Source organism: Nocardioides sp., from assembly GCF_014360585.1.
Lineage (GTDB): Bacteria > Actinomycetota > Actinomycetes > Propionibacteriales > Nocardioidaceae > Nocardioides.
Window position 1 is genome coordinate 42285 of record NZ_JACIXG010000014.1, and the last position, 12095, is coordinate 54379.

Consider the following 12095-nt stretch of genomic DNA (forward strand, 5'->3'; position numbering starts at 1 on the left):
GCGAGAGTGCTGCAGACGCTTCCCATCGTCTGCAGCACTCTCACTTTCCCCGGTTGCCGGCTGCCAGGGTGCCCGCTGCGCGGGCTGACTCCCTCGCTCGGCGCGAGCGGACGAGCAAGCTCGCCGCTCGACCTCGCTCAGTCGTCTCGAAGGAGCAGCCGGACATCTTTGAGCGCTATGGCGCGGTCGGGACGATCAGGGTCTGCCCAGACAGGAGCATCGAGGACTCGAGGCCGTTGAGCTCCTTGATCGTCTGCTCCATCTCCCGAATCGAAGCATCGGTGCCGATGACGGCCTTCGCGGAGATGTCCCAGAGCGTGTCGCCATCACCGACGACCATCGTGTGAGCGGCGGAGCCGGAGCTTTTTTCGGCACCGTTCTCCACCGCGAACGCCACCTTCGCCCCGATCAACGCGATCCCGAAGAGCACGACCAACGCGAACACGAACACGACGACCCGCCCTCGCCGGGTGAGCCGCACCGTCGAGCGGCGCTCCTCACGCACAGGACGGGGCGGTTCGGCTACGGGCAGCACATAGACGGTTGCACTCATCACGGCCTCCAGTTCACAAGTCTCTCGATCACGTGTTCGATCGAGCACATGTTCGAAGTTAGATCACGTGTTCGAACAACGCAAGTGGCGCGCCCAAGAATTTTCGAGCGCCGACACGCATCGCAGATGAGATCGAACAGATGTTTGAAGTAGTGGGGCCAGAGGGACTAATGTGATGACATGACCACGCAGAAGACAGGCACCGGATCAGGCGGTTCGAAGAAGAGCCGCGTCCGCGAGCTCCCCGACGGGCCGCCGGACGCGACCGGGCTCACGCCGCGTCAGCAGCGCATCCTCGCGCACCTGCGCGACAGCATCGAGCAGCGCGGCTACCCGCCCAGCATGCGCGAGATCGGCGCCGCGGTCGGGCTGACCAGCACCAGCAGCGTCGCCCACCAGCTCCGCGCGTTGGAGCAGCGTGGCCTGATCCGCAAGGACCCGAAGCGACCCCGCGCCCTCGAGGTGTTCCTCCCCGAGGTGATGGCTCACCGCAAGGCCATGTCCGGCGAGGAGCCCGAGACGACGATCGCCGCCGAGGCCGCCGTCAACCCCAACCCCGACGCCACGATGGTCCCCCTGGTCGGTCGGATCGCGGCCGGTGGCCCGATCCTGGCCGAGGAGACGTCGAGCCAGCAGAGCGTCGAGGACGTCTTCCCGCTGCCCAAGCAGCTGGTCGGCAACGGCGACCTCTTCCTGCTCTCGGTCTCCGGTGACTCGATGGTCGACGCCGCCATCTGCGACGGCGACTTCGTGGTCGTGCGCCAGCAGCCGACCGCGGAGAACGGCGAGATCGTGGCCGCGCTGATCGACGGCGAGGCGACCGTCAAGACGCTCTCCCGCAAGGACGGCAAGGTGTGGCTGCTGCCGCACAACGCTGCGTACGAGCCGATCGACGGCACCCACGCGACGATCCTCGGCAAGGTGACGGCTGTTCTGCGTAGCCTCTGAGACCTGAATACTGCGTGTGATCCAGCCGCCGGCCCATACCGGGCCGGCGGCTGTGTCGTCTCCCGCAGCGCCCGGCGCCACCTTCACGTCTCGCGGCCTGTCTAGGCGTTTCACCGGTGTAGGGTCGGCCCTCTGCGCTTAGACTGCCCTGGTCTGCCTTCCCGAACGTCTGGTAACTCATGCGAAACATTGCCCGCCGGATCAACCGCAAACAACGCTCCCTCGTCCTGATCGCAGGCATGGTCGTAGCGACGTTCGCGGCCACCATGCCCGCAACCGGGTCGACCCCGGCGGCGTCGGTGATGACCGGCGGAGACACGAGCGCCGAGCAGCCGGTGACGGAGAAGGCGGCCCGTGAGGCGCTCGCCGCGGCCAAGAAGGTCAAGCGCAACCAGTCGGTGCGCGGCATGCGGCAGTTCGTTCCCGGGCGGCACGTCGCCGGTCGCCCCGACGCCACGATCGCGCTGGCCGACCTGTGGAATGCCAAGGACGCTCTGGACGGCTCCAACCAGGTGGCGGCGCGCGAGCTGCTCGCCCGCCCCCGCGCGGCCACCCAGACCTGCAGCCACGCGGTCTGCGTCCACTACACCCCCGGCAAGGGTGGCGACAAGGCCTCCGTGGCGTACGCGAACCAGGTCCGCGACGTGGTCACGAAGGTCCACAACATCTACGTGAAGGCGGGCTACCGCAAGCCCGCGGCCGACAAGTCGATCACCCCGGGCAAGGTCGACATCTACCTGGAGAACCTCTACGACGAGGGCTACTACGGCTACTGCGCGCCGGAGACGAAGGTCTCCAAGACCGCCGCGACCGCCTACTGCGTGCTGGACAACGACTACGCCACCAGCGAGTACGGCTCCATGAACACGCCCACGGAGAACCTCCGTGTGACGGCCGCTCACGAGTACTTTCACGCGGTCCAGTTCGCCTACGACGCCGGCGAGGACCGCTGGATGATGGAGTCCACGGCGACCTGGGTCGAGGACGAGGTCTACGACAGCATCAACGACAACCGGCAGTACCTCGCCTACGGCCAGCTCGAGGACCAGCGCAAGCCGCTCGACAACTCCAACGTCTCCAACCTCGGCATCTACGGCAACTGGATCTTCTTCCGCTATCTCTCCGAGCGCTTCTCCAGGGAGCGGGGTGACCTGCCGGCAGTGGTCCTCGACGTCTGGAACCGCGCCCCGTCGACCTACTCCACCGTGGCCATCCGCCGGGCGCTCGCTGCTCGCGGCACCACCCTGAAGGAGCAGTACGCCCGCTTCGCCGCCGCCAACCTGGCCCCAAGGAAGAGCTACAGCGAGGGCCGCGCCTACTACGCGCCGGTCTACGACGGCCGCACCGCCTTGCCCGCCAAGCGGCAGACGGTCGGCGGCAAGCACACCCTCAAGCACATGACCTACGCCTCGCAGCGCCTCGTGCCGAAGAAGGTCGGCAAGGGCTGGAAGCTGCGTGTGAAGGTCGACGTGGCCCGCCCCAACGCCAACGCCGCCGTGGTCAGCGTCTTCCGCACCGACGGCACCCGGGGCGTCTACTACCTCAAGCCCAACCGCGACGGCATCGCCACGAAGACCATCACGGGCTTCTCCTCCAAGCGGATCCGCAAGGTCGAGATCACCTTCGCCAACGCGAGCAGCAACTTCAAGTGTGGCCAGGGCACGGCATTCTCCTGCCGCGGTGTCGCCTCGCCCGACAAGGCCACCCACCGCTGGTGGGCGAAGACCTACCGCTGACGCACACCCCACGCCGAGTCGGCTCGTTCTGACGAGCCGACTCGGCGTGAGTTTTTGGTCTGGACGAGCCGATACCGGTGGCTCAGGCAGAGGCCAGCTCGGAGAGCCGCTTGAGCGCCTTGCGGACGACATCGGCGTCGGTGGTCGCCCACATCGGCGGCAGGCTCGCCTTGAGGAACCCCCCGTAGCGGGCCGTCGCCAGGCGGGCGTCGAGCACGGCCACGACCCCGCGATCGGTGGTGGTGCGGATCAGCCGACCGGCCCCCTGCGCCAGCAGCAGCGCCGCGTGGGTGGCGGCGACCTGCATGAACCCGTTGCCGCCGGCCTTGTCGGCCGCCTGCTGCCGGGCCGACATCAGCGGGTCGTCGGGCCGCGGGAACGGGATCCGGTCGATGATCACGAGCTGGCAGGTGTCGCCCGGCACGTCGAGGCCCTGCCACAGCGACAGCGTCCCGAAGAGCACCGTGTGCGGGTCGGCGACGAACTGCGCGGCGAGCTCGGGCAGCTGGGCGTCGCCCTGGGCCAGGGTGGTCAGGTGAGGCAGCTTCTGGCGCACGACCTCGGCGGCCGCCTCGGCGGCACGGCGTGAGGAGAAGAGCCCGAGCGTACGCCCGTCGGCGGCGTCGACCAGGTCGACGATCTCGTCCATGGTCTTGGCGCCCATGCCGTCGCGCCCGGGAGGGGGCAGGTGGCGGGCGACGTACAAGATCCCCTGCCTGCCGTAGTCGAACGGGCTGCCGACATCCAGCCCGATCCACGGCAGGACGTCCTCCGTACGCTGCGCCCCGGCGCCCAGCTCGGTGCGCTCCTCCGCCTTCAGCCCGAGGGATCCAGCCACAGGGCCGAAGTCGCCGCCGAGCTTGAGAGTGGCAGAGGCGAAGACGACGGTCTTCTCCCGCAGCAGCTTCTCGCGCATCTGCGCCCAGACCTGCAGGGGCGCGACACACAGGCGCGGCGGGATCCTCTCGCCACCCTCGTTGAGCCAGATGACGTCGGACTCGGCGGCAGCGGCCATCCGCTCGGCGGTGGTGAAGACCTCCTGCAGGCCACCCTTGGCCTGCTGGAAGCCGGGGTCGGCGCCTTCGGAGTCCTTCGGCTTGGGGAGCGCCGAGATCGCGGAGCGAGCAGCGTCACGCACGAGCACCAAGGCGTCCGAGACGACCTCGGGCAGCGTGATCAGCCGCCCCGGCGAAGTCTCGTTGATCGCAGCCCGGAGCGCGTCGGAGGCGTCGGCCAGATCGTCGGCCTCCGAGCCGTCGATGTGCTTCTGAGCCCGTCGGGCGGCCCGCTCCACCTCGGCCGCGGTCAGCTCGTCGGTCGCCGCCTGGGTCACCCGGGCGACCAGCTCGTGGGCCTCGTCGATCACCACGGCGTCGTACTCCGGGATCATCGGCACCCCCTCGATCGCGTCGATAGCGAGCAGCGAGTGGTTGGTGACGATCAGATGGCTCTTCTGAGCCTTTTCGCGGGCGACCTCGGCGAAGCACTCCTCGCCGAAAGGACACTTGGCGGCACCGAGGCAGTCGCGGTGGTTGACCGAGACCTGGCGCCACTCGCGGTCGGTGTGCCGGGGGGCGGAGTCACGCTCGCCGCTGCCGCCCTTGTCCGCTTCCTTCTCTGCCCAGCTGCGGAGCTCGAGGACCTTCTCCGCCATCGCGCCCAGCGGCACGTCGACCAGAGTGCCCTGGTCGTCGGGAGCGCCCTCGCGCACGCGGTGGAGGCAGGCGTAGTTGGAGCGGCCCTTGAGGACGGCGTAGGAGGCGTCGACGCCCGGGCGCGAGCCGATCGCCTTCACCAGACGCGGCAGGTCGCGCTCGACGAGCTGATGCTGCAGGGCCAGCGTCGCGGTGGCCACCACGACCCGACTGTCGTGGAGCAGCGACGGGACCAGATACGCCAGCGACTTACCGGTGCCGGTGCCGGCCTCGACCAGCAGGTGCTCCTCGTCGGTGAGCGCCTGCGCCACCGCGTCGGCCATCAGCACCTGACCGTCGCGGGTGGCCCCGCCGAGGGTCGCGACCGCATCCGCGAGGGCTTCGCGTACGGGCGACTGGGAGACGGTTTCGGTTGCGGTCACTCGGGCAACCTTAGCCGTGCGCGGGGACAGTCTCCGATCGGCTCTCCGCGATCCGCCGGGCGACGATCTCCCCGAACTGCATGTGGCCGGTGACAGTCAGATGGGTGTTGTCCTCGAGCATGGGCAGCTCGAGGTCGAAGACGTTGATGTACGTCACCCCGTACTCCGCCGAGACCCGCCGCATCATCTTGTTGACCACCCTGATGGCCTTGGCACGCGAGTTCACCTTGGGCGCGCTGAGCACGATGACCTCGTAGCCCTTCAGCTCGTCCAGGGTCTCGCGGAAGCCCTTCTCGACCTCGTCGAGATCGCTCTTGGAATCGTTGATGCCGCCCTCGAGCACGACCAGGTCGGCTCCCTGGGCGAGCACGTCTGGGACGCGCTCGGGGAAGGAGATCGGGCCACATCGCTCCATCAGCCCACGCGAGTAGCCGGTGCCGCCGAAGCCGGAGACCCGTACCTCGCCGTCGAGATAGCGCGGCCACGACTGACCTGGGTCGTCCAGCCCGAAGCCCGAGGCCCAGGAGTCGCCGATCACGACGACCCGCTCACCGGCTCCGGTCACCACTGCGGCACGGGCCACCGACTCTGCGGCCAGCCGCGTGCACAGGTCCTGGGTCACCTGCGTCTCGTGCTCCGGCACCTGCCCCGGGAGCACGCCGTCGTCCTCGCTGGCGCAGCCGGCGAGCGCGGTCACCAGGACAGCACCAGCCAGCGCGCTCACGATGATCGCGCGCGCCGCCCGACGTACGTCTGTCCGCATCCGTGCCCTCTCCAACGACCGACCGTCCCCAAGTGTGAGGGACGAGCCTGGCATCACCGATGTCGAAACGCCGAAACCAGCGCCGGATCAGCGCCCATCAGCGTCCCGAGATCGGTGCCCAGATCAGTGCCCGGAGATCGGTGCCCGATGATCAGGCTGAATATGCAGCCAGCTCGCCGGCCAGGTCCGCGTTGGCGCGGCCCTTGACGACGGTGCCTTCGGCGGTGTGCTCGAGGTGGTCGATCTCGCCGTGCTGGTGGATCCGGTTGACCAGGTCGCCCCGCTCATAGGGGACCAGCGCGGTGAACTCCACGCCCGGCTTCGGCAGATCGTTCTCGACCGCGATGATGGCCTTGTCGATGCCCTCTCCGGTCTTGGCCGAGACCGCCACCGAGTGGGGCTCGGCACGCTGCAGCCTGGCGACCACCAGCGGGTCGGCGATGTCGGCCTTGTTGATCACGACCAGCTCAGGCACCTCGCTGGCACCGATCTCGGCGAACACCTCGCGCACCGCCGCCAGCTGACCCTCGGGATCGGGGTGGGAGCCGTCGACCACGTGCACGACCAGATCGGCGTCGGCGACCTCCTCCAGGGTGGACCGGAAGGCCTCGACGAGCTGGTGGGGCAGGTGGCGCACGAAGCCGACGGTGTCGGACATCGTGTAGACGCGGCCGTCGTCCGTGGTCGTCTTGCGGGTGGTCGGGTCCAAGGTCGCGAAGAGGGCGTCCTCGACGAGCACGCCGGCACCGGTGAGCCGGTTGAGCAGCGACGACTTGCCCGCGTTGGTGTAGCCGGCGATCGCGACCGCCGGGATGTGGTGACGCTTGCGGTCGGCACGCTTGGTGTCGCGGGTGCCCTTCATCGCCTTCAGCTCACGGTTGAGCTTGGCGATCTTGGTGTTGATCCGGCGACGGTCGGTCTCGATCTTCGTCTCACCGGGCCCACGGCCACCGATACCGGCACCACCGGCGACCCGTCCACCGGCCTGGCGCGACAGGTTGCCACCCCAACCACGAAGCCGCTGCTTCATGTAGCTGAGCTGGGCGAGCTCCACCTGCGCCTGACCCTCACGCGACTTGGCGTGCTGGGCGAAGATGTCGAGGATCAGCGCGGTCCGGTCGACGACCTTGACGCCGGTGCGGTCCTCGAGGTTCCTGAGCTGGCTCGGCGCCAGCTCTCCGTCGGCGATCACGGTGTCGGCGCCGGTCGCGGCCACGATCTCCTTGAGCGCCTCGACCTTGCCGCGCCCGATGTACGTCGCGGGGTCCGGCGCCTGGCGACGCTGGTAGATCGCCTCCAGCACCTCGGAGCCCGCCGTCTCGGCGAGGAGCGCGAGCTCGGCGAGGGAGTTCTCGGCGTCCGTCTGGGTGCCGCCGGCCCACACGCCCACGAGCACCACTCGCTCCAGCCGCAGCTGGCGATATTCGACCTCGGTGATGTCCTCGAGCTCGGTGCGCAGGCTGGCGACGCGCTTGAGCGCGTGTCGCTCGGCGAGCTCCATCGCACCGACGGTCGGGTCGGTGGTCTCAGGATCCTCGTCTACGTAGCCCGACTCGCTGTATCCACTTTCTTGGGTGCCGTCGAGCGCGTCCCAGTCCTCGGTGGCCTCGAGCTCGTCAGCGAGTGAGAAGTCGTGTGCGTTGTTCGTCATATACCAACAAGGATACGGCGCCGCACCACCCGGGGGACAATGCTTATCCGACTGGCTGGATCAGGTTGGTGCCTCAGCGCTGCTCGAGAGCCTCTCGGAGGACGGTCCCGACGTCCTCCGGCCGCTCCGCGACGTACGCCGCCCCGCCAGTCGCGTCGGCGATCGCCCGCAACGCACCCATGTCGGCGTCGGCGGTGATCCCGACCCCCAGGACCCGGACCGGCCGCCGCGGGTCGGAGGCGGCCTTCAGCTGACCGACGAGCTCCGTCAGGTCCAGCGAGTCCGGATCGTCGTTGGTGCCGTCGGTGAAGATCAGCACGCTGTTGGAGGCGAGCGGGTCGTAGGAGGCGACTGCGGCCCGGTAGGCCGCGAGCGCGCTGTCGTGCAGGGCGGTGCCGCCGCCGGTGCGTGCGGTGAGCCCGGCGATCTCCCCGGTCAGCTGCGCGCGCTGGTTGTTCGAGGCCAGCTGGCGGGTCGGGACGAGCACGGCGTGGTCGCCGCCGAGCTCGCCCTCGGTCTTCTCGGAGAAGGCCCACAGCCCGAGCGCGGCGCTGCCGGGGAGGAGCTCGACGGCCTCGGACACCGCCGCCTGGGTGAGCCGGAGGCGGGTCGTATCGCTGCCGAGAGCAGTCGGCCAGGCCATCGACCCGGATACGTCCACGACCGCGATCGTCCGGGTGGGCCGCAGCTTGGCGTTCCACTCCGAGGCGGCCTCGGCCACGGCGGCAGAGTCGACCTGGGTGAACGCGCCGACGTTGGGGGACGGCTTGCCGGCTCCGGCGGTGCGGAAACCGGCCTGCGTCAGCGAGGTGTCCGCGGCACCGCTGTCGAGCACGCGGGCGAAGGCGGTGATCGTGGAGGCGATCGCGTTGCGGCGCGAGGAGTCAGCGGTGATCAGGACCGGGTAGTCGAGGACCACCGTGCCTTCCTTCGGCGCGCTGGCCTTCAGCTGCGGCGCGTATGTCGACCACTGCTGCTCGCTGGTCGCGGTCACTCCGCTCATCGCGGTCTGCAGCTCTGCCAGGCGCGCGGTGTCGGTCGGCGCGGCACCCTCGGCGCCGGAGGCGATCCGCTCTGCGTACGGCTCCAGCTTGGTCTCGTATCGAGGCTCTTCCCGGCTGCCGACGACCGTGCCGAGCGCGCTCATCATCCGCTGCGGGTCGCCCACCAGCAGGTCGTCCTCGATGAATGCCTCGGCGTAGGAGGTGCGGGTGAGGCCGTCGCCGGAGACGAGCACCACCGGCGAGGAGGCCATCGAGGCCCGCAGCGTGACCGGCTCGACGGCCGGCTTGATCCGCTCGAGCCAGAGCGAGGAGTCCGGGATCCACATGTCGGGCAGGTCGCCACCGACCGCCATCGGTTGGAGGACCTGGTCGGCCTTGGTCGGCTGCACCTCGATCTGTCCGCAGCCGGCTTCCTCGAGGATGTCGCCCACGACGGTCGCCGCCTCGGGCGCCACCGCGACCGTCATCGGCGGGCCCAGGCAGGTCCGGCTGCCACTCGTGGCCGGCTTGCCGTCGGCGACCAGCGCGGTCGCGACCAGGCACGCCGCCAGGACGCCCGCCGCGACGGCGATAACCCCGATCGTCTCCCGCGTGGGCTGCAGCTTTCGGGCAGGCTCGCTCGGCGCCGCCTGCTCGGCGGGCTCCTCGGACTCGATGATCGCGAGTGCCTTCGACGTACTGATGTCCGCCTTATCGGACATGCGAACTCCCCTGGTTCCGGTATCCGCGGAGCGGTTTGAGCTGTCCGCGGCTGGCGCACACATTAGCGGTGCGCCAGCCGGCGGGGTACTCCTGCGTCCGTTCTGGGCTCAGTGCCGTCCGGTCACTTCGGTGGCATCCGGATGCCACCGTCGACGCGGATCGTCTCGCCGTTCATGTAGTCGTTGGTCAGGCACTCCACGACCATGCTCGCCAGTTCCTCGGGCTCACCGAGGCGGTGCGGGAACAGCACGCTCTCGCCGAGCTTGGCCTTGAACGCCTCCGACTCCGGGCCCTCGCCGTAGATCGGGGTGTCGATCAGGCCGGGGGCGACGGTGTTGACCCGGATCCCGACCGCGGCGAGGTCGCGCGCGAGCGGGAGGGTGAGACCGACGACGCCACCCTTGGACGAGGAGTACGACACCTGCCCGATCTGGCCGTCGAAGGCGGCCACGCTGGCCAGGTTGACGATGGCTCCGCGCTGTCCGTTGGCGTCGGGCTCGTTACGGCTGATGTAGGTCGCCGCCTGGCGGCACATGTCGAAGGTGCCGATCAGGTTGATCGCGATGACCTTCTTGTACGCGTCCAGGTCGTGCGCCGACCCGATCTGACCGTCCCGCCCGATCGTGCGCTGTGCCCACCCGATCCCGGCCGAGTTGACCACCGCCTTCAGCGGGGCGATCTCCACCGCCCGCTCCACGGCATTGGTGATCTGGTCGGTGTCGGTCACATCAACGGGCACGAACAGCCCCTTGATCTCCTCCGCCAGGGCCTCGCCCTTGTCCTTCTGCATGTCCGCGACGATCACCGTCGCACCCTTGGCCGCCAGCGCCCGGGCCGTCGCCGCCCCGATCCCGCTGGCCGCACCCGTCACGATCGCTGTGCTATCAGTCAACTCCATGGGCAGCACCCTAGACGTGACCACCCTCACGATGGTGAATACCCGTTAACCATCTCACCGAGAGGTCGCGTACGTCGGGCGAGACGTCACGTACGTCGGGCGAGACGTCACGTACGTCGGGCGAGACGTCACGTACGTCGGGCGAGACGTCACGTACGTCGGGCGAGACGTCACGGCGTGACGCCTCGGCCGACCTAGGTGACGCCTCGGCCGACCTAGGTGACGCCTCGGCGGGGCTGGGTGACGCCTCGGCGGGGCTGGGTCAGAGGGTGGTGGTGCCTTCGGCCACCAGGACGGCCGGGCCGGCAAGGAGGACGCGGTCGTCGGTCGTCCAGGTGACGTGGAGGGTGCCACCGGGGACGTCGACGCGGTACGTCACATCAGCATCGCGCGCGACCGCGAGACCGTCGGCCTCCGCGGCCGCGACCATCACCGCACAGGCGCCGGTGCCGCAGGAGCGGGTCTCGCCCGCGCCGCGCTCGAAGACTCGCATCGCGACGTGACGCTCGGCGACGCGTACGAAGAACTCGACGTTGACGCCGTGCGGGTAGACCGCCTCGTCGAAGATCGGGGAGTCGTAGAGGTCACCGACGGGGCCGTGGGGGTCGAGCGACTCGACCTCGGCAGCGGCGTGCGGGTTGCCCATGTCGACGTTGCTCGCCGGCCAGAAGTGGTGGTCGACGGTGATCTGGGTCGACCCGAGCAACTTGGGCGAGCCCAGGTCGGCGGTCCACACGTCCCCGGACGCGCGCAGCGTCTTGTCGCCCGCGCGGGTCGCGAAGGTGACCTCGTCGCCGGCGAGCCCTGCCGCGCGCAGGTACTCCGCGAAGACCCGGGTGCCGTTCCCGCACATCTCCGCCACGGTGCCGTCGGCGTTGCGGTAGTCCATGAACCACTCGGCATCGCTCGCCGGGCGATCGGAGCCTGAGTAGGCGGCGGTCCGGATCACCCGCAGGATCCCGTCGGCGCCGAGGCCAGCCCGCCGGTCGCACAGCGCCCGGACACGATCGGCCATCTCCTCGTCGGAGAGCGCGCCGTGCACCGATCCGTCGAGGTCCGGCAGCAGCACGAAGTCGTTCTCCGTACCGTGCCCCTTCACATACGTGTAGGTCATCAGTAGAGGAACTTCGAGTAGGTGTCGGTGCGGTAGTAGTCCTCCATCTCCGCCAGCGTACGCGGGTCGTTCTCGACCTGCTTGGCGATGACGGCGCGCTTGGGGAGGTGGTCGGGGTCCCAGGTCTCCGGGTCCCACAGGCCGGAACGCAGGAAGGCCTTCGCGCAGTGGAAGAAGATGTCGTCGATGTCGACGACCAGGGCGAGGATCGGCCGCTTGCCCTTCACGGCCATCGCGTCGAAGAACGGCGCGTCGGAGACCAGCCGAGCGCGCCCGTTGATCCGGAGCGTGTCACCACGGCCCGGGATCAGGAAGTTGATGCCGACGTGCGGGTTGACGAGCACGTTGCGGTAGCCATCGACGCGCTTGTTGCCCGGTCGCTCCGCGATCGCGATCGTCTTGTCGTCGATGACGTGCACCAGCGACCCTGCCGGGTCCCCCTTGGGCGAGGCATCGCAGTTCCCGAACTCATCCGAGGTCGCCAGCACGCAGAACGGCGTCGCCGCGAGCCATTCCCGGTCGATGTCGAGGAGCGCCGGACGCCCCTTGGTGACGGCCCGCTCGTTCGGGGTGCCGACCAGGTCGACGAGCTGCTCGAGGGTGCTGATCTCAGTCCAGGTAGGGGTCACGGCCCCAGGGTACGAGGCGC

At 69.3% G+C, this 12095-nt stretch carries 10 protein-coding genes; 2 read left to right on the forward strand and 8 right to left on the reverse strand.

Annotation, left to right across the window (positions count from 1 at the left end; genetic code table 11):
• Positions 1 to 175 precede the first annotated feature (175 nt).
• A complete protein-coding gene (locus H5T77_RS07140; protein WP_292646920.1) occupies positions 176 to 553 on the reverse strand; it encodes a LysM peptidoglycan-binding domain-containing protein in 378 nt (125 codons plus the stop codon).
• Between the two features lie 180 nt (positions 554 to 733).
• Between H5T77_RS07140 and lexA the strand changes: the two genes are divergently transcribed.
• Positions 734 to 1501 carry a transcriptional repressor LexA gene (gene lexA, locus H5T77_RS07145; protein ID WP_292646923.1) on the forward strand — a complete coding sequence of 256 codons (768 nt, stop codon included), beginning with the start codon at positions 734 to 736 and terminating at the stop codon, positions 1499 to 1501.
• A gap of 179 nt (positions 1502 to 1680) precedes the next feature.
• The gene (locus H5T77_RS07150; RefSeq protein ID WP_292646926.1) at positions 1681 to 3237 is read left to right on the forward strand and encodes an MXAN_6640 family putative metalloprotease; all 1557 of its coding nucleotides are present in this window, start codon (positions 1681 to 1683) and stop codon (positions 3235 to 3237) included.
• Between the two features lie 82 nt (positions 3238 to 3319).
• Here H5T77_RS07150 and H5T77_RS07155 read toward each other — a convergent pair whose 3' ends face one another.
• The 7 genes from H5T77_RS07155 to H5T77_RS07185 form a co-directional block, all read right to left on the reverse strand.
• A complete protein-coding gene (locus H5T77_RS07155; RefSeq protein ID WP_292646929.1) occupies positions 3320 to 5314 on the reverse strand; it encodes an ATP-dependent DNA helicase in 1995 nt (664 codons plus the stop codon).
• A 10-nt stretch (positions 5315 to 5324) separates the two neighbouring features.
• Complete coding sequence (locus H5T77_RS07160) at positions 5325 to 6077, reverse strand: SGNH/GDSL hydrolase family protein (RefSeq protein WP_292646932.1); 753 nt, start codon at positions 6075 to 6077, stop codon at positions 5325 to 5327.
• Positions 6078 to 6228: 151 nt separating this feature from the next.
• Complete coding sequence (gene hflX, locus H5T77_RS07165; RefSeq protein WP_472850338.1) at positions 6229 to 7728, reverse strand: GTPase HflX; 1500 nt, start codon at positions 7726 to 7728, stop codon at positions 6229 to 6231.
• 73 nt (positions 7729 to 7801) lie between these two features.
• Entirely contained in the window at positions 7802 to 9433 is a 1632-nt protein-coding gene (locus tag H5T77_RS07170) for a VWA domain-containing protein (protein WP_292646934.1), read from the reverse strand.
• A gap of 122 nt (positions 9434 to 9555) precedes the next feature.
• Complete coding sequence (locus H5T77_RS07175; protein ID WP_292646937.1) at positions 9556 to 10332, reverse strand: SDR family NAD(P)-dependent oxidoreductase; 777 nt, start codon at positions 10330 to 10332, stop codon at positions 9556 to 9558.
• 262 nt (positions 10333 to 10594) lie between these two features.
• Positions 10595 to 11446 (reverse strand): diaminopimelate epimerase, encoded by an 852-nt coding sequence (gene dapF / locus H5T77_RS07180; RefSeq protein WP_292646940.1) that lies wholly within the window; start codon positions 11444 to 11446, stop codon positions 10595 to 10597.
• Positions 11446 to 12075, reverse strand: a complete 630-nt coding sequence (locus H5T77_RS07185) for a pyridoxamine 5'-phosphate oxidase family protein (RefSeq protein WP_292646962.1) — start codon at positions 12073 to 12075, stop codon at positions 11446 to 11448. Before H5T77_RS07185 ends, dapF begins: the two co-directional genes overlap by 1 nt.
• Positions 12076 to 12095: the final 20 nt, after the last annotated feature.

Coding starts and splice junctions, on each gene's coding strand:
- H5T77_RS07140 (WP_292646920.1), bottom strand. CDS start 553: ATGAGTGCAACCGTCTATGTGCTGCCCGTAGCCGAACCGCCCCGTCCT.
- H5T77_RS07175 (WP_292646937.1), bottom strand. CDS start 10,332: ATGGAGTTGACTGATAGCACAGCGATCGTGACGGGTGCGGCCAGCGGG.
- lexA (WP_292646923.1), top strand. CDS start 734: ATGACCACGCAGAAGACAGGCACCGGATCAGGCGGTTCGAAGAAGAGC.
- dapF (WP_292646940.1), bottom strand. CDS start 11,446: ATGACCTACACGTATGTGAAGGGGCACGGTACGGAGAACGACTTCGTG.
- H5T77_RS07170 (WP_292646934.1), bottom strand. CDS start 9,433: ATGTCCGATAAGGCGGACATCAGTACGTCGAAGGCACTCGCGATCATC.
- hflX (WP_472850338.1), bottom strand. CDS start 7,728: ATGACGAACAACGCACACGACTTCTCACTCGCTGACGAGCTCGAGGCC.
- H5T77_RS07160 (WP_292646932.1), bottom strand. CDS start 6,077: ATGCGGACAGACGTACGTCGGGCGGCGCGCGCGATCATCGTGAGCGCG.
- H5T77_RS07150 (WP_292646926.1), top strand. CDS start 1,681: ATGCGAAACATTGCCCGCCGGATCAACCGCAAACAACGCTCCCTCGTC.